At 54.2% G+C, this 20,651-nt stretch carries 20 protein-coding genes; 7 read left to right on the top strand and 13 right to left on the bottom strand.

Features of this window, described 5'->3' with window-relative positions; all coding sequences use genetic code 11:
- Positions 1–4: 4 nt before the first annotated feature.
- The 7 genes from pgl to LF95_RS04250 all read right to left on the bottom strand — a co-directional run bounded on the left by pgl (position 5) and on the right by LF95_RS04250 (position 8,549).
- Positions 5–724: a 6-phosphogluconolactonase gene (gene pgl, locus LF95_RS04280; protein ID WP_073954832.1), complete on the bottom strand. Its 720-nt coding sequence runs from the start codon at positions 722–724 to the stop codon at positions 5–7.
- A gap of 74 nt (positions 725–798) precedes the next feature.
- Positions 799–2,289 (bottom strand): glucose-6-phosphate dehydrogenase, encoded by a 1,491-nt coding sequence (zwf, locus tag LF95_RS04275; protein ID WP_073953830.1) that lies wholly within the window; start codon positions 2,287–2,289, stop codon positions 799–801.
- Between the two features lie 138 nt (positions 2,290–2,427).
- Positions 2,428–3,558: an ABC transporter ATP-binding protein gene (locus LF95_RS04270; RefSeq protein ID WP_073953829.1), complete on the bottom strand. Its 1,131-nt coding sequence runs from the start codon at positions 3,556–3,558 to the stop codon at positions 2,428–2,430.
- Positions 3,559–3,590: 32 nt separating this feature from the next.
- Positions 3,591–5,222: an alpha-glucosidase gene (locus tag LF95_RS04265; protein ID WP_073953828.1), complete on the bottom strand. Its 1,632-nt coding sequence runs from the start codon at positions 5,220–5,222 to the stop codon at positions 3,591–3,593.
- 121 nt (positions 5,223–5,343) lie between these two features.
- The gene (locus LF95_RS04260) at positions 5,344–6,183 is read right to left on the bottom strand and encodes a carbohydrate ABC transporter permease (protein WP_073953827.1); all 840 of its coding nucleotides are present in this window, start codon (positions 6,181–6,183) and stop codon (positions 5,344–5,346) included.
- A 1-nt stretch (position 6,184) separates the two neighbouring features.
- The gene (locus LF95_RS04255) at positions 6,185–7,108 is read right to left on the bottom strand and encodes a carbohydrate ABC transporter permease (protein WP_073953826.1); all 924 of its coding nucleotides are present in this window, start codon (positions 7,106–7,108) and stop codon (positions 6,185–6,187) included.
- A 166-nt stretch (positions 7,109–7,274) separates the two neighbouring features.
- Positions 7,275–8,549: an ABC transporter substrate-binding protein gene (locus tag LF95_RS04250; RefSeq protein ID WP_215905647.1), complete on the bottom strand. Its 1,275-nt coding sequence runs from the start codon at positions 8,547–8,549 to the stop codon at positions 7,275–7,277.
- Between the two features lie 243 nt (positions 8,550–8,792).
- On the opposite strand from LF95_RS04250, the gene LF95_RS04245 reads away from it, so the two are divergent.
- Together LF95_RS04245 and LF95_RS04240 are read left to right on the top strand one after the other, a co-directional pair.
- Positions 8,793–9,785 carry a helix-turn-helix transcriptional regulator gene (locus LF95_RS04245; protein WP_073953825.1) on the top strand — a complete coding sequence of 331 codons (993 nt, stop codon included), beginning with the start codon at positions 8,793–8,795 and terminating at the stop codon, positions 9,783–9,785.
- A gap of 52 nt (positions 9,786–9,837) precedes the next feature.
- Positions 9,838–10,281, top strand: a complete 444-nt coding sequence (locus tag LF95_RS04240) for a GNAT family N-acetyltransferase (RefSeq protein WP_215905646.1) — start codon at positions 9,838–9,840, stop codon at positions 10,279–10,281.
- 40 nt (positions 10,282–10,321) lie between these two features.
- Here LF95_RS04240 and LF95_RS04235 read toward each other — a convergent pair whose 3' ends face one another.
- Positions 10,322–10,993, bottom strand: a complete 672-nt coding sequence (locus LF95_RS04235) for a TetR/AcrR family transcriptional regulator (RefSeq protein WP_073953824.1) — start codon at positions 10,991–10,993, stop codon at positions 10,322–10,324.
- A gap of 252 nt (positions 10,994–11,245) precedes the next feature.
- On the opposite strand from LF95_RS04235, the gene LF95_RS04230 reads away from it, so the two are divergent.
- The 3 genes from LF95_RS04230 (at position 11,246) to LF95_RS04225 (ending at position 14,802) form a co-directional block, all read left to right on the top strand.
- Positions 11,246–12,502, top strand: coding sequence for a TCR/Tet family MFS transporter (locus LF95_RS04230; protein ID WP_083607498.1), 1,257 nt, complete (start codon positions 11,246–11,248; stop codon positions 12,500–12,502).
- A 292-nt stretch (positions 12,503–12,794) separates the two neighbouring features.
- Positions 12,795–12,926, top strand: a complete 132-nt coding sequence (locus LF95_RS23615) for a hypothetical protein (protein WP_256359936.1) — start codon at positions 12,795–12,797, stop codon at positions 12,924–12,926.
- 586 nt (positions 12,927–13,512) lie between these two features.
- The gene (locus LF95_RS04225; RefSeq protein WP_073953823.1) at positions 13,513–14,802 is read left to right on the top strand and encodes a polyhydroxyalkanoate depolymerase; all 1,290 of its coding nucleotides are present in this window, start codon (positions 13,513–13,515) and stop codon (positions 14,800–14,802) included.
- A 65-nt stretch (positions 14,803–14,867) separates the two neighbouring features.
- On the opposite strand, the gene LF95_RS04220 is transcribed toward LF95_RS04225, so the two are convergent.
- Positions 14,868–15,257, bottom strand: coding sequence for a hypothetical protein (locus LF95_RS04220; RefSeq protein ID WP_073953822.1), 390 nt, complete (start codon positions 15,255–15,257; stop codon positions 14,868–14,870).
- 156 nt (positions 15,258–15,413) lie between these two features.
- Here LF95_RS04220 and LF95_RS04215 point away from each other — a divergent pair, with 156 nt between their 5' ends.
- A complete protein-coding gene (locus LF95_RS04215) occupies positions 15,414–16,172 on the top strand; it encodes an SDR family NAD(P)-dependent oxidoreductase (RefSeq protein ID WP_083607497.1) in 759 nt (252 codons plus the stop codon).
- A gap of 12 nt (positions 16,173–16,184) precedes the next feature.
- Here LF95_RS04215 and LF95_RS04210 read toward each other — a convergent pair whose 3' ends face one another.
- From LF95_RS04210 to LF95_RS04200, 4 genes are all read right to left on the bottom strand, one after another.
- Complete coding sequence (locus LF95_RS04210) at positions 16,185–16,811, bottom strand: NUDIX domain-containing protein (protein ID WP_073953821.1); 627 nt, start codon at positions 16,809–16,811, stop codon at positions 16,185–16,187.
- A gap of 25 nt (positions 16,812–16,836) precedes the next feature.
- The gene (locus LF95_RS04205; protein ID WP_073954827.1) at positions 16,837–17,622 is read right to left on the bottom strand and encodes an alpha/beta fold hydrolase; all 786 of its coding nucleotides are present in this window, start codon (positions 17,620–17,622) and stop codon (positions 16,837–16,839) included.
- A gap of 165 nt (positions 17,623–17,787) precedes the next feature.
- Positions 17,788–17,949, bottom strand: a complete 162-nt coding sequence (locus tag LF95_RS22920) for an RSP_7527 family protein (protein WP_168173653.1) — start codon at positions 17,947–17,949, stop codon at positions 17,788–17,790.
- Between the two features lie 447 nt (positions 17,950–18,396).
- On the bottom strand, positions 18,397–19,914 hold the full coding sequence (locus tag LF95_RS04200; protein WP_083607496.1) for an NAD-dependent succinate-semialdehyde dehydrogenase: 1,518 nt from the start codon (positions 19,912–19,914) through the stop codon (positions 18,397–18,399).
- 167 nt (positions 19,915–20,081) lie between these two features.
- Here LF95_RS04200 and LF95_RS04195 point away from each other — a divergent pair, with 167 nt between their 5' ends.
- Positions 20,082–20,543, top strand: a complete 462-nt coding sequence (locus tag LF95_RS04195) for a c-type cytochrome (RefSeq protein WP_073953820.1) — start codon at positions 20,082–20,084, stop codon at positions 20,541–20,543.
- Positions 20,544–20,651: the final 108 nt, after the last annotated feature.

The raw sequence follows: 20,651 nt of genomic DNA, 5'->3' as shown, positions 1-20,651 counted from the left end.
GGGTTCAGCCTTTCGGGTTCTCGGCGCTCCACCACAGATCGACGGGAACGTCAGTCTGGTGCAAAATCCCGCGAACCGGCATTTCTTCAATCACTGTGCCATTTTTCGCGGCTTCAAAGGTCGACCATTTATCGGAACCGGTAATGTGAATGCCGATATAACGGGCATTCAACAGGGCCGGTAACGTCATGCTGATGCGCGGAACCGGCGAAACGGTTGGCCGTGCGGCAGCCACCAGTTCGCCATTTTCGGGATAAAGCCCGCGCTTCAAATCCTCGGGTGTCGAGGAGGGAAACAGCGATGCCGTATGCCCGTCATCGCCCATGCCCAGATAGACAATATCCATCGGCCAGGACAGCTCGTTTTTCAAACGTTCCGTCACGGTGGCAATGGCGTCTTCCGGGTTTTTATCGGCCGTGTTTAGCGACACAAAGGTCGCGCTGGCGGCTTCGTTGATCAACAAATTGTCCTTGACCAGTTTTTCATTCGACTGGTCATCATCAATCCCCACCCAGCGATCATCGCCCAGGGTGATGGTAACTTTGGACCAGTCCAGTTTTGCCAGTGACAAAACCTGAAAAAACGGTTTGGGGAACCGGCCACCGGCCACGGCAATGGTTGCCCGGCCCCGCTCGGCAATGGCAAATTCCAGCCGTTCCACGGTTTGCGCAACCATGCTGGCCAGCATCTCGTCGCCACTTTTAAAGGTGCGTTCGTCTGTCATGTTATCGTCCATAGAAATGGGAAACCGGATCAAATGAAGCAATTGCCGGGAACCTGAGCCCCCGGCATGGCTGATCAGAAGACCGCTTCTTCATTCCAGGTGCGGCCGTCACGTTCGATCAGGGCAATGGCAGCCGACGGCCCCCAGGTGCCCGACGTATAGCCCTTGGGCGCGATATGGTTGTTTTCCCAGGCTTCCTGAATGGCATCCACCCACTGCCAGGCAATATCCTGTTCATCACGGCGGACAAACAGGGTGTTGTTGCCATCAATCGCATCCAGCAGCAAACGTTCATAGGCATCCGGGCTGCGGGCGCCAAAGGCCTCGGCAAAGGAAAGGTTCAGCGCGGTCGGACGCAGGCGGACAAGGCCTGGGCCCGGGTTTTTGTTGTTCAAAACCAGATGAATGCCATCATCGGGTTGCAAACGCAGCACCAGACGATTGGCCTGGTAATTGGTCATGGATTTTGCCAGCGGGAACATCTGGTGCGGTACATCGCGGAACTGGATGACAATTTCCGAATGGCGCTTGGGCAGGCGTTTGCCGGTGCGCAGATAAAACGGCACCCCGGCCCAGCGCCAGTTATTAATCTCGCAACGCAGAGCAACAAAGGTTTCCGTGGTGCTGTCCACATTGGCACCTTCTTCCTCAAGGTAACCTGGCACTTCCTTGCCGCCCACAGCCCCGGCGCGATACTGGCCGCGAACTGTGTTCTGATCAATGTTGGTATCATTGATCGGCTTTAGCGCCTTGAGAACCTTGACCTTCTCGTCACGCACCGCGTCCTGGTCAAGCACATAGGGCGGTTCCATCGCCACCAGGCACAAAAGCTGCAACATATGGTTCTGCACCATGTCGCGCATCGCACCGGCATCGTCATAATAGGACCAGCGCCCTTCCACACCGACTTCCTCGCCCACCGTGATCTGGACGTGGTCAATATGCGCACTACTCCAGAGCGGTTCAAACATCGCATTGGCAAAGCGCAGGATCAAAAGGTTCTGCACCGTTTCCTTGCCAAGATAATGGTCGATACGGAAAATCTGGTATTCCTCGAACACGTCACCGATCTGGCCGTTAATTTCACGACAGCTTTCAAGGTCGTGTCCCAGCGGCTTTTCCAGCACAACACGCGAATTGGGCGTAACAAGCCCGGCCTTTTGCAAATTAAAGGCCATATCGGCAAACAGGCTGGGGCTGGTGGAAAAATAATAAACCCGGTCACGGTCCGGTGCGTCGCTCAGGCGGTCATACAGGTTTTTAAACCCTTCCGCATCACCGGCAGAAACCTGCAAATAGGCAACACGGCTGGCAAATTTATCCCAGGTTTTCTGGTCAAATTCGCCTTCGGGAATGTATTTTTTGCCTGCTTCAAGCAATTTAGCGCGAAAATCATCGTCGCTATGCGGGCTGCGTGATGCACCAAAAATACGGGTTTCATCGTCAAAGCGCCCCGTCCGCTCCATTTCGTACAAAGCGGGAAATAATTTGCGTAGCGCCAAATCTCCGGTCCCACCGAAAATCACAATATCGGCTATGCGATGTTTAAGCCTTTGTTTCTTCATGTTGACTTGCGCCTTCCAAGCGAACTGCTCTCACTCGTTATCCTCCCCGCTGCCAAGGTGGGACCCGGAACCGTTTTGCGGTTCCGGCCGGCATGCGGTTGCACGAAAGTTTCCGTGCGCAGGGCATGTCAGGCCCTGTTAATTCAGTGTCATCTGCGCTTTTAACGGTGCATTATCCACCGCCAGCCGCCGTTTGGCCATATCCGCACCGTCAAACACGTAACAATCCTGTTCTGCTGCCGCGACACCAACGGTTTCGCCATTCTGGATCGCGGTATCCCCCGCAACCCTGACAACAAACAGGTCGTCCGATCCGGTGCGAACATAAACCAGGCCTGCTTCGCCCAGATGTTCGACCACTTCGACCGTTCCGGTAAACAGCGCCGTGTCCTGATCGGCAATGCTGCAATGTTCCGGTCGAATGCCCACTGTTACACGATCTGCCGGGGCAAGACCACTGCCATCAACGGGTAACGACACTTCTTTACCGGATTCCAGTTTAACCGTAACAGAATGTTGCGAAAACTGAGCAACATTAGCCGAAATAAAGTTCATTTTTGGCGAACCGATGAAACCGGCGACAAACAGATTTGCCGGGTAGTGATACAACTCCAGCGGGGTGCCCACCTGCTCTACCCTGCCATCGCGCAATACCACAATTTTATCGGCCATTGTCATGGCCTCCACCTGATCATGCGTCACATAGATCATGGTGGTGTTCAATTTTTCATGAAGTTTCGCCAATTCAATGCGCATCTGCACACGCAGGGCGGCATCCAGGTTTGACAGGGGTTCATCAAACAAAAACACGCGCGGCTTGCGCACAATCGCCCGGCCAATCGCCACGCGCTGGCGCTGCCCACCCGAAAGTTCCTTGGGCTTGCGGTCCAGCAGGTTTTCCAATTGCAGGGTTTTGGCCGCCGCCATCACCCGTGCCTTTTGTTCATCCTTGCTGTGTTTTGCCAAATCCAGGCCAAAGGCCATATTTTCAAACACACTCATATGCGGATACAGCGCATAGGACTGAAACACCATCGCGACACCGCGTTCCTTGGGCGCGACGTCATTAACCACATCTCCGCCAATCGACAGCTCGCCGTCGGTGATGTCTTCCAGCCCGGCAATCAGCCGCAAAAGCGTTGACTTGCCACAGCCCGACGGGCCGACAAACACGCAAAATTCGCCATCCCGAATATCAAGATCGACCCCGTGAATGGTTTCAACCGGCCCAAAACGCTTACGGACCTGCTTTAGAACCACATTTGCCATTGGTCTTCCTCCCACTTTTGTTGTCAGGACCGTCAGATCGTTCCGAAATAAAAACCCCAGCCCGGGAGGGACACGCGGTCACCCGAAACCGAACCGGTATTAAGCGGGCAATTCCCCTGCGAGGGCCCAGGCAGGCTAATCGTCACCGGATCGGGCGTAACATTGAAAACACATATTGTGCGCACAATGCCGGCCAGGCGGGTAAAGGCGATGACTGCATCATTGATATGCTCCTGCATTTCGATGTCACCCTGCACGATTTCCGGGTGGGTTTTGCGCCACGCCAGCAGGTTTTTATAAAAATTACGCAGGGAAGCAGGGTCTTCGACCTGGCTTGCCACCGACAGCGCACTATGTTCCTGCGGGACCGGCAACCAGGGCTGATCAGACGTGGTAAAACCGCCATGTGCCACATTGGCATTATGCCACGGCATCGGGGTGCGGCAGCCATCGCGTCCCTTGAATTCCGGCCACATTTCAATGCCATACGGGTCCTGAAGCAATTCATAGGGCACAATGGCTTCTTCCAGGCCCAGTTCCTCGCCCTGATAAATGCACGGTGTTCCACGAAGCGAGGTATAAAGCGCCGGAATCATGCGCAGGCGGGCATCGTTATCGCCGCCTTTATCCTTGCCCCAGCGCGAGGCAACCCGCACGAAATCGTGGTTGCTGACCGCCCAGCACGGCCAGCCATCGCCCAGTTCGCGAAACACATCCACCAGCATGCCACGCACCAGGCCAGCTTCCAGCGGGCTTTCCAAAAGGTTGATGGTATAGGCCATATGCAGTTTGTCGCCACCGGCGGTATATTCCGCCATTGTCGCCAGCGAATTATCCGACCCGATTTCACCCACCGTCGTACTGCCAGGATATTTATCCAGCACCGCACGCAGCTTTTTCAAAAAAGCCAGGTTTTCCGGCCGGGTTTTGTCGTAAACGTGCATCTGGCGGGTATAAGGATTTTCCTTGGGCGCGCCTTCGGGGCGGTGCGTGCCGGGCACCCAGGGCGGATTATCGCGCAATTGTTTGTCATGGACATAAAAATTGGCGGTATCAAGCCGGAAGCCATCCACCCCGCGCCGCAACCAGAATTCCACGTCTTCAAGCAATTGCTGCTGAACATCGGGGTTATGGAAGTTCAAATCCGGCTGGCTGACCAGAAAATTGTGCATGTAATATTGCTGGCGGGTGGTATCGAATTTCCAGGCAGACCCGCCAAAAATCGACAGCCAGTTATTGGGCGGGGTGCCATCGGGCTTGGGATCGGCCCAGACATACCAGTCCGCTTTCGGATTATCGCGCGAGGAACGGCTTTCGCGAAACCACGGATGTGCATCCGAACTGTGCGACAGCACCTGGTCAATTGTCACCCGCAGGCCCAACGCATGGGCCTTTTCCAGCAGATGATCAAAATCATCGAGCGTGCCAAACATCGGATCAACATCGCGGTAATTGGACACGTCATAGCCAAAGTCTTTCATCGGCGAGGTAAAAAACGGCGACAGCCAGATCCCGTCTACGCCAAGGTCGGCGATATAGTCCAGTTTCTGGGTAATCCCGGGTAAATCGCCGATGCCATCCCCATTGGAATCAAAAAAGCTGCGCGGATAAACCTGGTAAAGAACACCACCACGCCACCAGTCGAGATCGCCATCTAATGCCATTTTAGAACATCCTGAAATTTATGTGTCGTCGATTGCCGGTCGAAAAACACCGGAACCTGTCCTGTTTTCCGACCGGATATGATCATCATGGGTAAAAAGGCATCTTTTTGACGCCCGCGGCCTAGCCTTTCACGGCCCCCGCCGTCAGCCCCGAAACGATGCGGCGCTGGAAAATCAGCACCAGCACAATCAGCGGCAAAGTCACAATCACCGATGCCGCCATGATATTGCCCCAAGGCATTTCATGCTGGCTGGCCCCGGAAATCAGGGCAATGGCAACCGGCACGGTGCGTTTGTCATCGGTCAGGGTAAAGGTCAGGGCAAACAGGAATTCATTCCACGCCGCGATAAAGGCCAAAAGCCCCGTTGTGACCATTGCCGGCCACATCACGGGCAAAAACACCCGGCGAATAATAATCCAGGGCGAGGCACCGTCCATCACGGCAGCTTCTTCCAGCTCGCGGGGCAATTCGCGCATAAAGGCTGTTAACACCCACACGGTAAATGGCAGGGTTAACATCATGTAGGATATCGCCAGGCCAAACATGTTGTTATAAAGCCCAACACCCCGGATCAGCTCGAACATGCCCGACAAAACCGCCACCTGCGGAAACATCGATACCGACAAAATGGTCAGTAACAGCAGGCCCCGTCCGGCAAATTTCACCCGTGCCAGCGCATAGGAAGCCGTGACACCTAACAGCAGTGACAGGGCAACCACCATGAAGCTGACAAAGACCGAGTTGAAAATATTGTGTCCAAAGGGCTGCCCCTTAAACACCGAGACATAATTGGCCAGCGTGACACTTTCAGGCAGGTAATTGACCTGAAACAGGCCCGACCCGGTTTCAAACGATGTGAGAATGGCGTAGTAAAACGGGAAGACGGCAAACAGAACAATGACCGTTACCAAAAGCCAGAACCCGGCCTTCCCCAAAAGCTTGCGGAATTTATTGTTCATCTTAATGCCCTCCCTCGTCCAGGCGGACACGCCCGATCATGATATAGGCCATGATGCAAAAGGCGATCACGATAAACAAAAGGGTTGATGCCGCCGAGCCATAACCGACTTCCTGAAAATCCACCAATTGCTGCCGGGCATAGACCGACATGGTGGTGGTTTGCGGGTTGTTGGGCGTTAACACGTAAATCACGTCAAACACACGCAGGGCATCAAGGGCACGGAAAATCACCGCCACCATCACGGCCGGTTTGATCAGGGGCAGTGTCACCTTGAAAAACACCCGCACCGGATGAATACCATCCACCCGTGCTGCCTCATAACAATCGCCGGGCAGCATTTGCAGGGCGGCCAAAATCAGCAGGGCCATAAACGGCGTGGTTTTCCAGACATCCACCAGGATCACCGCACTCATGGCCCATTCGGGGCTCGCCGTCCAGGCGATAGGGGCGGAGATAATACCCAACTTCATCAGCATATCGTTGATAATGCCAAACTGGTCATGCAGCATCCAGTTCCACATCCGCGCCGACACAATGGTGGGAATGGCCCAGGGAATAAGCACGGCGGCACGCACCAGCGCACGGCCCCGGAAGTTCTGGTTTAAAACCAGGGCGACAATCATGCCCAGTGCCGTTTCCAGCGACACCGAAATCACGCTGAAAAACAGGGTATTCCACACCGCCTGCCACCAGTCTGGATCCGTTAGCAGGCCATATGTCTCGCCATCATAAACGGCATAGAAATTTTCAATGCCAATGAAATGATAGGAGGAAAGGTCCGACAGGTTGGCATCGGTAAACCCGAAATAAAACGTGCGAAGCAGCGGCCAACCCGCCACCGCCGCCAGAATAACCAGCATCGGGGCGAGAAAAATCCACGCGGAACGCCGTCTGGCTCGCGTCAAAGACGAAGCTTGCGCCATGACAAATGCTCTTGGTTAAAAAGGCGCCCTGCCCGGCAGGGCTGCCTTTGATGTGCCATCACCACAGAAGTGGCCCGTGATCACATACTAAAACGGCAATAGGCTTTGAGGGTCATGTTGCGCCGCACCTTGCGCGCATCACGCAACATGACAAAACCCAAGCCTGTTACCAGCCGGAACGCTTGGTCCGTTTAAGCTGGTGTTCCAGACTGGAAACCGCCTGGTCTGCGGTCTGCGTACCTGACAGGGTAGTATGCACCGCCTCCCAGAAATCGCTGGAAACCTTGTTGTATTTGGTCCCCGTTGCCGTTGACGGACGCGGCACCGCATGGGTGAATGTTTCATAGAGATCGCCAAAGAACGGATTGGCTGCCAACACATCCTTGTCCTTGTAAAGGGCGGCAATCGTCGGGTTATAGGCCCCTTTGATCGCCCGGCGTTTCTGTTCTTCATACGAGGTCAGATATTTGACCAGATCGGCCGCCAGTTCCGGGTTTTTGGAATATTTCGACACCGAAAGCTGCCAGCCACCCAGGGTGGCGGCGGATTGACCATCTTCACCGCCCTTGGGCAGCGAAGCGACACCAACTTTGCCCTTAACCGGACTGTCGGCGGAATTTGCCAGCGACCAGGCATAAGGCCAGTTGCGCATAAAAACCGAATTGCCCGATTGGAAAACGCCCCGGGCCCCTTCCTCGTCATAGCCCAGCACGCCATCCGGCGCGATGGTGCCAATCCAGCCCGACGCCATTGCCAGGGCTTCTTTGGCCTTGTCATTATCAATCGAAATATCGCCATTCGGCTCAACAACGGTGCCACCGCCAAAGGAGGCGACCCATTCCAGCGCATTACAGGTCAGCCCTTCATAAGCCCGGCCCTGAAACACATAGCCCCACATCTTGTCGTTGCCGTCCTTGCGTTCGCCTTCTTCGATCTTTTGCGCGGTTTTGGTCAGTTCAGCCCAGGTTGCGGGAACTTTTTCACCATATTTTTCCAGCAAATCCTTGCGGTAATACAAAACACCGGCATCGGTAAACCAGGGCATCGCCACCAGGCGGCCATCTACCGTGTTGTTGGCGATAATAGGCTGGAAATGTTCCTTGGCTTCCTCGCCCATATATTTATTCAAATCGATGAAATGATTGCCCAAAATACCCGGCCAAATCACATCGATCTGGAAAATATCCACATCCGACGACCCCGCGGCCAGCATCTGCTGATAAACGGCCAGCCGTTCGGTCGAGGAATTGGGCGTGGAAATCACGTCAACTTCGTTGCCAGTCTTTTTGGCCCACGCATCGACACCTTCCTTGCACAGGGTCAGTTCCTGGCCAACCGCACCGCACGAAATGGCCAGCTTGGCGGCCTGTGCCGGAACAGCCATAACAAAAACAGCACCTGCCACACTGGCACCTGCAAGCAACTTCTGGATCAGGGTCATTCAATCCTCCCTATTGATGGTTCTGGGTTTTCCCGGGCAGATTGCCTGTTGTCGGCTTTGCCCTTATTGATCCGGATATTTTTGCGCAAACCGGTTCAAGGTGTTTCCGCCAGGCGGGGAATATGTGTTTCCAGCAACACCCGATGCAAAAAAGGATACGCCCCTTCCCACCTTTTCAAAGTGTCATATCCTTTAAAGGATGATACTATTCTGCAAAAGATCAGCCTGAATCGGGAGTCAGACATGCGCATCATCCAGGAACGCATCACCAATCCGGAAGGATATTCATGGGGATATTTCCACTATGTCTGGGATGATTTTCGCTGCAACTGGCACCAACACCCGGAATACGAACTGACCTTAACGCTGAATGCCAAAGGCAGTCGCCTGATTGGCGATCATCGCCAGTCCTTTGACGGGGTGGATTTTGCAATGGTCGGTCCGAACCTGCCCCATTTATGGGAATGCCAGCGCATCTCGGCGGAAAAACAGATCGAGGTTTACGTTTTATGGCTCTCTCAGGAATGGGTTGAAAACCTGACCCGCGATTTCGTTGAATTTGCCGACCTTTATGCCCTGTTCGAGCAGGCAAGGCGCGGCCTTTCCTTCACCCCCGAGGCCGTGCAAAAAGTGCTGGAGATTGCGCCGGAACTGGACGATGCCGCCCCGCGCAAACGCTTTATGCTGATTATCGAAATTCTTGAAATTCTGCTCAATGGCATTGACGGACCGCTGGCATCGGCATCCTTTGGCAATGATACGCAAGGCAATAGTGACTCCCTGCGCGTTGATCGTGCCATTGCCTTTATTCATGCTCATCACGCCGAACCGCTGCGGGTTTCCACCCTTGCCAATGTTGCCGGGGTCAGCGAAAGCAGCTTTTACCGACTGTTTAAACGCTATACCGGGCGCAGCGTGGTTGAATATCTCAACGAATACCGCATTTCACGCGCCTGCGTGCAACTGTCGCGCACCGACTGGCCGATCTATCGCATTGCCGAATTTAACGGCTTTAGCAACCTGTCCAATTTCAACCGCCGTTTTCGCCAGTATCGCGGCAAATCGGCCCGCGATTATCGCGACAATATTCGCATTCATGGCCAGTTCCCCGATTATCCGCCCATGCCCGATGCCCGCATCGGTGCCGTTCCCGCCCGCCCGCTGCCCAGCGAAACCGACGGTGTTTCTACTGGACGCTGTGTGGGGCTAAAGGGCATACCTGCCGAGGTCATTTGAGCCTCTAACCCCAAAAACCCGTGTCGCCTGATCACCCTCAAAGGACACTTGCGTGCTAGAAAGCCCCTTTCATCTTGTACCCGCCGAAATAAAAGATGCCGCTGATTTGGCAGAATTGCGCGTTCTGGCTATGCGGCCCAGCCTGGAAGCCGTGGGCCGATTTGACCCGATACGGGCGCGAGAGAGATTTTTAAGCACCTTTGTCGCCGCTGATACAAAGATCGTTTATCGCGGTGAAGAACGGGCCGGTTTTTTTGTGGTTCGACAACACAAAGACCACCTTTATCTTGATCATCTGTATGTTGACCCCAAATTTCAGGGAACCGGGATAGGAAAAAGCCTCCTGGAGCAGATCAAGGCAGATGCCCAGGCACGTCAATTCCCCGTCCGGCTCGTGGCGCTCAACGGTAGCCCGGCAAACCGGTTCTATCAGGCTTGCGGCTTTCAAATCACCGGCACGGACGATCTGGATACCCATTATATTTGGCATCCATGATTGCGCCGCCTATCTCCCCCCCCAACGGAAAACAGTTTGATCAGCTATCGGTTGCTCCTGGCATCACATAGGGCGTCCCTGCCAGCGCCGCCTTTATGCCGACAGCTGTTTGGTCAATAATTTGCAAGAATAACGCTGCGGCCTTTGCACTGTCGTTATGTTCGCGAAAGGCCCGGTGCCCTGCCATAAAGGCAACCGACCACCCCGCCAGCAACAGGCCTGCCGCCAGATGGGCATCTTTATCCGATACCGGGCGCCCCACCTTTGCCGCCATGATGGCTGCCACCTCGTGTTCCAGTTCGCTGCGAATGGTCCGTGCGCGGGCCTTTAAGGTTTCACTGCGTTCAATGGCTTCAATAAAGGGCTGGCTGCGGGCAGAGAACTGCACATAAGGCTTGCCCTCGCCAACCAGTTGATGAGCCAATTGCCGCAAGGCTTCGGTCGGCGAAAAATCCGGCGGACAGCGATTTAGGGCGTCGCGCAGATCTTCGCGTGCTTCCTCATCCCGGTCAAAGAACATGTCTTCCTTGCGCGGGAAATGATTGAAAACCGTCATCCGGCCAACATCGGCCGCCGTGGCAATTTCATCCACCGTCACATTTTCGAAACCCCGTTCACGAAATAATCGATCTGCAACCTGCGAAATGGTGCGACGTGTTGCGAGACGCTTGCGCGAACGGCGATCCTGCGGTGGGGATGATGCTTGTGACATGGGCGATCCGGAATGTTTTGCGGGTCAAACGGCGCTGATCACCTGGATTTTGCCTGTGTGCAAAAGCGAACAGCAATGACGCAGTGATAAACCGGTTTCTGTACCGAGTACATATTTAATATTGACTCTCCTCCTGCCCTGGTGCATTAAATGTACTTAGTATACTTATTGATCAAGTACATAAATTTACTATCCCCCATCCTTCTTAACAGCGCGGCGCATAGACAAGCCCGCCTGTCCGAAAGCCCCATCATGAAACCATCATCCGATCTGCCCACCGTTCAGGCCGTCAAAGCCGGCATCTCCCATTCCAAACGTCCACTGATTGTTATTTACTTTGCCCTGTGTCTGGACGCTGTGGGAATCAGCCTTGTTTTCCCGATTTTACCCGACCTGCTGGCCGAGGTGACACAGGGTGGAAATGTTGCCTTTTACATCGGGATCATGACGTCGCTTTATGCCGTCATGCAGTTCATTTTCGCCCCTGTTCTGGGGGCGCTTAGCGATAATCTGGGTCGCAGGCCGGTATTGCTGGTTTCCCTTGCCGGGGCCACCATCAATTATGCCATCATGGCCTTTGCCCCACATTTATGGATGTTGCTTCTGGGACGGCTGATTGCTGGACTGACCAGTGCCAATGCCGCAGTTGCCTCAGCCTATATCACCGATATTTCCGCCGAAAATATCCGCGCACGCCGTTTTGGCCTGATGAATGCCATGTTTGGCGCGGGCTTTATCGTAGGGCCAATTTTGGGCGGCGTTTTGGGGGATTACTGGGTCCGCCTGCCCTTTATCGCCGCTGCCGTGCTCAACGGGTATATTTTCCTGTTGGCCTTTTTCATCCTGCCCGAGACGCACCAGAAAACCGGGCTGAAAATCGCGTTTTCCACACTAAACCCCATTGCACCGCTACGCTGGATGTTTTCCATGAGCGGATTATTGCCCATTGTGCTGGTGTTTTTCCTGCTAAGTGGCACCGGCGAAGCCTATGGCACCTGCTGGGCGCTTTGGGGGGCGGATACATTTCAGTGGAATGGCCTGTGGATTGGGTTATCGCTAGGTATGTTTGGCATTTTCCAGACATTGGTACAGGCTTTTTTGCCCGCCCCGACCACCCGTTTTCTCGGCGAGCGTGGTGCGGTTATTGCGGGCATTTTTTGTGCCTGTCTGGCCCTTGTCATCATGGCCTTTGCCCGGCAAGGATGGATCATTTTTACCATCATGCCGATATTTGCCCTCGCCGGCATCGGCATCCCGGCCTTTCAGGCCCTTGCCACCCGCAAGGTCGATGCCGCCCGGCAAGGACAATTGCAAGGCGTGCTGACATCTGCTGTTAGCCTCGCAACCATTATCGGGCCACTGGCTTTTTCGGCTTTTTATATGCTGGTGCAAAAGACGTGGCCCGGTGCCATCTGGTTTAGCGTAGTAGCACTTTATGTCCTTGCGATCCCGCTGGTTGTTTTCAGCACCCGCAAGCCCCCTGCACGCACAAAAACTGAAACAGCATGAGCAAAAGCCCCGCCCTCCCCAAGCAGTGGCCTATATCAGAAGGCATGAACGTCCCTAACGGGACTTTCCCGGATCAGTCCCGCACCGGTTTTCAGGGTCAAAATTGCCGAGTCTTTTAAGAATTCCGTTCTTTTCAGAACAAAAGAAGGGGGAACAAACCAAAAACATATCAACAAAAATTGCTTTAAAACAACAAGATAGAAGAAAACATCATTTTTGTTCCGATTTTGTTCTTGATGGAACAAAATTAGAACAATAAAGTGACTTCAGACAGATCAAGGAGGTCACAGCCATGATGAAATTGCTTCAGAATCCCCGTCGCCTTAACGATGTTTGCAGCACTGTCGCCGTTGTCGGCAGCACCGGGTTTTTCCTTTTCGTTATTGCACTGGGCATGGCCCAAACCCTTCGTGGTCTGATCTGACTTGACCTTCTTCAAGTTTTGAACGGGACGGCTTCCCATACCCGGCAATGGACAACCCCGCACCCTGTCCCCGTCCCTTGTCGTTCCGCCCGTCCCGTTCAAATCCATACAACCGCGCAACTGGCACCGCTGTCCGTCCCCACGGCAGCGGTGTTTTTTTTATGCCATTTCTCTCGCACGCACCGTGCACCTTTCTGTGTTTGCAGCGTTAACATAAAATCAGCGCATTGAATTTCCAATCACCCTGCTGAAAAACGCGCTGCATATAATCGGGCCGAGTCACAATTTTAACGCCGCCAGAAGCAAAGAGAGACAAACCGGAAAAAAGCGGATTAAAACTTATGTTGCATCGCAACAACTTACACTGCACTGCAAAATTTCACTCGACATTAGCGTGAATATTCGTTTGAATCAGTGACAACAGTCGTAAATTCGTCATACGTTATGAGCAATAACGTTTTGAATGACACCAATCCGAAACAAAACAATTGAATTGTGGCTGGCAAAACCACAACTGACATACAGGGATTGAACGGCCGGGATTTCCCGAAATTTTAATAACACCCTGGCCGGGGAGTGAGATCGAATGCTCTATAATTTTTATGAATTGCAACATGCAACCATAAGTCCCTGGCGCGTTGCCGCCGACATGGGCAAAAAATGGATGCGCAATCCGGTCAACCCGTGGGCCTATACCCAGCCCGGGCGTGCCACGGCAGCTGCATTTGATGTCTTTACCCATATCACCAACCGTTATGGCAAACCGGAATTTGGCCTTGATACCACCCTGATTGCGGGTGAAGAGGTGCCCATCACCGAGGAATTTGTCTATAGCGAACCGTTCTGCAATCTTTTGCATTTCAAGCGCGAAACGGCGCATCTGTCCGAGCAACCTGATGATCCCAAGGTTTTGATCGTCGCCCCCTTGTCGGGCCATTTTTCAACACTGTTGCGCGGCACGGTCGAAACGATGCTGCCGGACCATGATGTCTATATCACCGACTGGGTGGATGCACGTAACGTGCCGGTGCATATGGGCCATTTCGACCTGGATAGTTATGTCGATTATCTGATGCGGTTTTTGCGCCATCTTGGCCCCAACACCCATATCATTGCCGTCTGCCAGCCTTCGGTGCCGGTGATGGCGGCTGTTTCACTGATGGCGGCGGGTGATGAACCGTGCCAGCCTGCCTCGATGACATTGATGGGTGGGCCGGTTGATACGCGTGAACACCCTACCGAAGTCAACAATTTTGCCAAACAGCACGAACTGGAATGGTTTGAACGCCATGTCATTTCGCATGTACCCCTGCCCCATGCCGGGGTGATGCGCCGGGTTTATCCTGGTTTCATGCAGCTTGCCGGTTTCATGAGCATGAACTGGGACCGCCACCTCGCCGCCCATCACGACATGTTCACCCATCTGGTCGAAGGGGATGGTGAAAGTGCCGATGCCAAGCGCAATTTCTATCAGGAATATCTTGCCGTGATGGATATGAGCGCGGAATTCTACCTTCAAACCCTGAAGGTGGTGTTCCTGGAACATCAATTGCCCGCTGGCACCATGCGCTGGCAGGGCATCCCGGTTGATCCATCGGCCATTACCAAAACCGCGCTGTTAACCGTTGAGGGCGAACGCGACGATATTACCGGCATGGGCCAAACCCGCGCGGCACACAAACTGTGCAGCAACCTGCCTGATAACATGCGCATGCACCACTTACAGCCCGGTGTGGGCCATTATGGTGTGTTTAACGGGCGGCGCTGGCGCGAACAGATCAGCCCGCGCGTCAAGGAATTCATCCGTCGTCACGACCATGAAGGCAAAGGGGTCAACAGTGCCCCGGCCAAAGTCGCCATCGACGCTGCCGAATAAAATTACCGCATCACAGCAAAAAGCCGCCCCTTCATCCGGGCGGCTTTTTTCATCATATAGGCGGCTTATGGAGCTTCTAGCGGCTGAACATTGCCCTGATTATTACGGCCCCCATAGGTACCGTCATCGCGCGGATAAATCGCAACCGGGTGTAATGTACTGACCAGATGCTGATAAACAGCGGGCACGGCGTCTTCCCAAATTTCAATCTGCCCGATGATGACGGGGTTCGCCGCCCCATCAAGCAACGCAATTGCCTGATCGATATTGGCGTTTGTCACCAGTTCATCCGCGGTCCCCATCAGGGCCAGGTGAACACCAATCACCTGATCATCCTTGATCCCCATAATGCCGATGCAGGATGTGAATGTGGTAAACATGATCGGATCTGCCTGCCCCCATTGGCGTTCAGCAATTTGGGTGGGGTCGTCTGCCTCGGTAAAGATATATGCCATTGTCGCAACCTTTTATGTTCCGGGTTAAATCGCATTGCTGAGCGCCAGCGACAAAGGTACGCCTGCCAAAAAGGTCAAAGGAACCAAACGGGGATTTGCACCGTATATTTTTTATCACGATGCAAAACAGACCCGCAATAATTGGCAGGAGGCCCCATGCCCACCCCCGTGACAAAAGCCCCAAATGCCGAAACAGCCACGCCCATCACACTGGACAGTTTCGCGCCTGGGTCCATTGCCGTGGTGGTCGGTGCCAGCGGCGGTATTGGTCGGGCGTTTGTGCACCACCTGACCAATGCCAACCATTTCTCGCAGATTATTTCGCTGTCGCGCAGCGGTACCCCGCCCCTTGATTTGCTTGATGAAACCAGCATTGAAAACTGTGCTAACAGCCTTTCGCAAATGAAAGGCGATATCCGCCTGATCATTGATGCCACCGGCTTTTTGCATGACGAAAACTTTCAACCGGAAAAAAGCTGGCGCCATATTGACCCGGCCCATATGGCGCAAAACTTCGCCATTAATGCCATTGGTCCGGCATTGTTGATGAAGCATTTCCTGCCCCTGCTGCCCAAAGAGGGCAAAGCGGCCTTTGTCACCCTGTCGGCACGGGTGGGCAGCATTGGCGATAATCATATTGGCGGCTGGTATGGCTATCGCGCGGCCAAGGCCGCCCTAAACCAGATCGTCAAAACCATGTCGGTGGAGCTGGCACGCAAAAAACGCGATGCCCTGTGCCTTGCCCTGCACCCCGGCACGGTGGACACCGGGCTGTCGGCCCCCTTTGCCAAAAGCGGCCTGCCGGTGCAAACACCAAAACAGGCCACGGCCAATATGCTCAACGTGATCAACACACTATCGAGCGATCAAAGTGGCGGCTTTTATGCCTATGACGGCAGTCAAATTGACTGGTAAATAGATCCGGTTTCACACGCCTGACTGATCCAACAGACCCTGAATCTGGGCATACTGGATCAGCATGATGGTTTTGGCATCGCGAATGCGGCCATCGGCAATCATGGCAATCACCTCCTCAAAGGGCGTTTCCAGCACGCTGATATCTTCGCCCTCGTCATATTTGCCGCCCCCTTCGCCCTGCAAATGATCGCTCGTGATCTCGGCGACAAACAGGTGCAGCCTTTCGGTGACCGATCCGGGGCTCATGAACACGTCAAAAACTTCGCGGGGTTTGCCAATTTTATAGCCGGTTTCTTCCTCGACCTCGGCAATAATGGCAGCATTCGGGGCCCGGTCGTCCAACACACCGGCGGGCACCTCGATCAACATGCCGGTTTCATTGCCATTCACAAAGGTTGGCATCCGGAACTGCCGGGTCAGGATAATGCTGCGCGTGCGCCGGTTATACAGCAGGATGCCCGCACCATTACCGCGCTCATAGGCCTCGCGCGTCTGTTCCTGCCATTCGCCATCGCGGCGTTTTAAGGCAAAGCGCACCCGATAAAGATGATACCAGTTGTCCGACAGGCAATCGATGCCATCAAGGCGGATATGATCGGCCTCAAACCGGGTCCAGTTGGTGGGAAAATCAGTCATGACAGGCCTATGTGATCAGAAGGTTTTACCGGTTTAAAAAGGCCGACAAAGTCATCAAGACGGCATCGGGTTTTTCGGCATGCACCCAGTGCCCGGCATTTTTGATGCTGGTAAAGGACGCCTTGGGAAACAGCGCCTTGATATCGTCGCGGCGGTCCATATCGACATAAGACGAATTCGCCCCGGCAATAAACAGGGTATCGCCCTGATATTGCGCGCCGTCGGCATTGTGCCAGCCGGTAATATCATCCAGATGCTCGGCCATCGCATCGATATTGACCTGCCAGGACATTTTGCCGCTGTCTTTATCCGTCACCACATTTTGCGCCAAAAACTGGCGAATGCCCTTTTCGGAAACCCCGCTTGCCAGGGCCTCTTCCACCTCGGCCCGCCGGGAAATGGCGTCAAAATCCACCGCGCGCATGGCGCTAATATAACCGTTATAGTCATGCTGATAGGGCAAAGGGGCAATATCCACCACCACCAGATCGGCAATCAAACCGGCATCATCCGACAGGGCCAGCGTCATCGATGCCTTGCCCCCCATCGAATGGCCAATCAAGTGCACGGCACCGTTATCAATATCGCGGATCAGTTCGGCAATATCAGCTGCCATTGCCGAATATGTCATATCCGTATCCCAGCCAGACCGCCCGTGATTGCGCAAATCCGCCGTGACAACATGGTATTTTTCCGCCAGACGCCGGGCAATGGCCGTCCAGTTGCGGGCCTGACCAAACAGGCCATGCAATATTACCAGCGTCCCATTATCGCGGTTTTCTTCGCCAAAGGCGTAATGCGCCAGTTTCATCGGACCTCCCGGGATCAAAAGCATGAATTTGGCGCAGAATGGCGTGCCCTTTCGGCAAAGGCAAGCAGGGAAGTCCCAAAAGCAAAACACCCCTGCATCATATGATACAAGGGTGTTTACAAATCAGTCGTCAGGTCGTTTCGTCGTCTGGGGGGCTGTGCCATATTATGCGCCAGCGTGATGTCCACCATGCGGAACGCCCTTGTTGCCAAACAGATTGGCAATCATGCGCACCAGTGCCAGGAAGCCCTTGCGCATGGTCTGAGCGCGCAGTTTTTCGGCTTCACGGTGCAACGCGACGAGATCATATCCTTCGTTACGACGCATGGCTTTATCCTTTCTAAGACAGGGGCGAAAGTGCCCCGATTGCAATGTCGTTTATCTTCTGAACTCCATGTAGTTGAGAAAGCGTCCGACAACGAGATCAGTTTTCTCAGCCCACCCATGTATTTCCTGCATAGGTTGACATAGCTCAAACACAATTTCGTCATGCAAATCCCCCGATTTTGTCTCATGACAAATAAGATGCTCATCTTGTTCAATATTTTCCCGGGCTCAAAGCCCCCTGCAAAAGCCAGCGCCAAACGATTAAGGCAAACTGGCTGTATCCGTTGTCACAAAAGGGATACAGCACAATGGAGTTTACCGCTCGCAGTCGACTTTTTTGAGGGAAACAAGGCTATTTTTTACGCAACCTGCATATAAATTGATCACGAATCGCAAAAACAGGGCCGGCGATGCGACCCTGTTTAATTTTGCATGGCTATAAAGACCCTAGGTAAGGGCAATATTGAGGTATTTCACCTCAAGATATTCATCCAGCCCCCAATGCCCACCTTCCCGGCCATGCCCACTTTCCTTCACACCCCCGAAAGGGGCCCCTTCATGGGATGTCGTACCATCATTGATGCCAACCACACCGGTTTGCAGATGTTCGGCAATACGATGAATGCGACCAATATCCCGGCTGTAAAGATAGGACGACAAACCGCCTTTCACACGGTTGGCAAGCGAAACGGCTTCGGCCTCGGTCTCAAAACGATATATTGGCGCGATGGGGGCAAACAGCTCTTCCTCGAAGCAATTTGCATCAATCGGAAGGTCAGTAATAACCATCGGCCGAACAAAATATCCCTCCTCCGGGATATCGGCCCCTTCGTGAAACACGCCGCCCCGTTCTTTCGCATCCTTTAACAGGCGTTCGACTTTTGCCACGGCCCGGCTATTGATCAGCGGGCCAATCTCGCTTGTGGCATCAAACCCGTTGCCCACCGGCAAGGCGCGGGTGGCAGCGATAAACTTTTCCACAAAGGCGTCATACACACTGCTTTGCACAAAAATGCGGTTGGCACAAACGCAGGTTTGCCCGCTATTGCGGTATTTGGAAATCATCGCACCGGCCACCGCATCCTCCAGCCGGGCATCGTCCATCACAATAAAGGGCGCATTGCCACCCAGTTCCATCGCGGTTTTCTTGACGGTATCGGCACATTGCACAATCAGGCGCTTGCCCACAGCGGTCGAGCCGGTAAAGGACAGCATCCTGACCCGGAAATCATCGGTCAGCGCCTGGGCAATGGGCACCGGATTACCCGTGACCACATTAAACACGCCTTTGGGGAAACCGGCCATTTCCGCCAGCTTGGCAACCGCCAGGGCACAAAGCGGGGTGTCTTCGGCCGGTTTGACAACCACACTGCACCCGGCAGCCAGGGCCGGGGCGCATTTGCGTACCACCATTGTTAAGGGAAAATTCCACGGTGTAATCGCCGCCACCACGCCCACCGGCTGCTTTTGAATGACAACACGCCGGTCGGCCTGGGTTCCGGGCATGGTCTGCCCATAGGCGCGCCTGGCTTCCTCGCCATACCATTCGGCATAGGCAATGGCGCCAATCACCTCGCGCCGGGCCTGATCAATGGGTTTGCCCTGCTCTGCGGTGATCAGACAGGCCAGATCCTCAAGATATTCTTCCATCAGATCGCGCCAGCGCCGCAAAATCGTCGCACGCGTTTTCGCCAGTTCGCCTGCCCAGGCCGGAAAAGCATCGGATGCGGCATCAATCGCCCGGCGCGCTTCGCTGGTGCGCATGAATGCGACATCCGCAAGCAGCTTGCCCGTGGCCGGGTCGTAAACCTCTATCGTTTCGCCAGAATCGGCGCGACGCCATTCACCATTGATATAGGCCTTGTGCAACTCCCAGTCACGTATCAGGGCGCGGGCACGGTCAAGTCCGAAAAGATGTGGGGCATTTCCCCGGACAGTCGCAGTATGTAAGCCGGTGGACGACATATAGGCGTTTCCTTATCGCCAAATTTAGAACAATGCGGATGTCCTCACGGTGTTGTGATTCCATTATTTTGCCCGCTGCTGGGACACTAAGCCCTCAGGGGACGTTCAGGCAACACTCCATAAATACGCATTAACTTTTCACAGTTCCGCAAGAGAGATTGAGAATAATGAAACGCTTTGTCAAAATCGCCCTTCTGACCGCGACGCTTGGTGTATCCGCCGCTGCCGTGCCGGCACAGGCCGATGAAGCCAGCGACAATGCTGCCGTGCAAACGCGCCAGCACATGATGGCGGGTATCGGCGGGGCAATGGGCACGCTGGGCTGCTACATGAAGGGCGCATGTGACCTGCCAAAAGGCGTGGTTCACCTTCTGGCCGAGGGTATTGCCTATTCAGCCTCAACCGGTCCGGCTGTTTTTAAACCGGAAACACCCGCCGCTACGGTAGAAACCACCGCCAAGGCCGATATCTGGACCAACTGGGATGATTTTTCATCTCATTTCCCGAAACTTGAAGAAAACGCCCTGAAACTGGCCGAAGTTGCTGGCGACAAAGCTGCAATGGGGCCTATCATGGCGGAAATGGGCAAGTCCTGCAAAGGCTGCCACGACGATTACCGCAATAAATAAGCCTTCTATGTCCCGTCTCCAGGTTAACGAACGGGCAAAATATCAGGCAAAAGGCGGGGTGCCATTTCACCCCGCCTTTTCAGTATCGTCATCCGGCAATCGCACAAA

The sequence above is a fragment of the Thalassospira sp. TSL5-1 genome, assembly GCF_001907695.1.
Classification (GTDB): domain Bacteria; phylum Pseudomonadota; class Alphaproteobacteria; order Rhodospirillales; family Thalassospiraceae; genus Thalassospira.
The sequence above is the reverse complement of the archived record's forward strand: the minus strand, read 5'-3'. Positions and strand labels throughout refer to the sequence as shown.

Excerpts from the sequence above, each read along its gene's own strand:
- LF95_RS04195 (WP_073953820.1), top strand. The coding sequence starts at position 20,082 with ATGAAACGCTTTGTCAAAATCGCCCTTCTGACCGCGACGCTTGGTGTA.
- LF95_RS04245 (WP_073953825.1), top strand. The coding sequence starts at position 8,793 with ATGCGCATCATCCAGGAACGCATCACCAATCCGGAAGGATATTCATGG.
- LF95_RS04265 (WP_073953828.1), bottom strand. The coding sequence starts at position 5,222 with ATGGCATTAGATGGCGATCTCGACTGGTGGCGTGGTGGTGTTCTTTAC.
- LF95_RS04200 (WP_083607496.1), bottom strand. The coding sequence starts at position 19,914 with ATGTCGTCCACCGGCTTACATACTGCGACTGTCCGGGGAAATGCCCCA.
- LF95_RS04220 (WP_073953822.1), bottom strand. The coding sequence starts at position 15,257 with ATGGCATATATCTTTACCGAGGCAGACGACCCCACCCAAATTGCTGAA.
- LF95_RS04205 (WP_073954827.1), bottom strand. The coding sequence starts at position 17,622 with ATGAAACTGGCGCATTACGCCTTTGGCGAAGAAAACCGCGATAATGGG.
- LF95_RS04260 (WP_073953827.1), bottom strand. The coding sequence starts at position 6,183 with ATGAACAATAAATTCCGCAAGCTTTTGGGGAAGGCCGGGTTCTGGCTT.
- LF95_RS22920 (WP_168173653.1), bottom strand. The coding sequence starts at position 17,949 with ATGCGTCGTAACGAAGGATATGATCTCGTCGCGTTGCACCGTGAAGCC.
- LF95_RS04215 (WP_083607497.1), top strand. The coding sequence starts at position 15,414 with ATGCCCACCCCCGTGACAAAAGCCCCAAATGCCGAAACAGCCACGCCC.
- LF95_RS04235 (WP_073953824.1), bottom strand. The coding sequence starts at position 10,993 with ATGTCACAAGCATCATCCCCACCGCAGGATCGCCGTTCGCGCAAGCGT.
- LF95_RS04255 (WP_073953826.1), bottom strand. The coding sequence starts at position 7,108 with ATGGCGCAAGCTTCGTCTTTGACGCGAGCCAGACGGCGTTCCGCGTGG.
- zwf (WP_073953830.1), bottom strand. The coding sequence starts at position 2,289 with ATGAAGAAACAAAGGCTTAAACATCGCATAGCCGATATTGTGATTTTC.
- LF95_RS04210 (WP_073953821.1), bottom strand. The coding sequence starts at position 16,811 with ATGACTGATTTTCCCACCAACTGGACCCGGTTTGAGGCCGATCATATC.
- LF95_RS04225 (WP_073953823.1), top strand. The coding sequence starts at position 13,513 with ATGCTCTATAATTTTTATGAATTGCAACATGCAACCATAAGTCCCTGG.
- pgl (WP_073954832.1), bottom strand. The coding sequence starts at position 724 with ATGACAGACGAACGCACCTTTAAAAGTGGCGACGAGATGCTGGCCAGC.
- LF95_RS04250 (WP_215905647.1), bottom strand. The coding sequence starts at position 8,549 with ATGACCCTGATCCAGAAGTTGCTTGCAGGTGCCAGTGTGGCAGGTGCT.
- LF95_RS23615 (WP_256359936.1), top strand. The coding sequence starts at position 12,795 with ATGATGAAATTGCTTCAGAATCCCCGTCGCCTTAACGATGTTTGCAGC.
- LF95_RS04230 (WP_083607498.1), top strand. The coding sequence starts at position 11,246 with ATGAAACCATCATCCGATCTGCCCACCGTTCAGGCCGTCAAAGCCGGC.
- LF95_RS04270 (WP_073953829.1), bottom strand. The coding sequence starts at position 3,558 with ATGGCAAATGTGGTTCTAAAGCAGGTCCGTAAGCGTTTTGGGCCGGTT.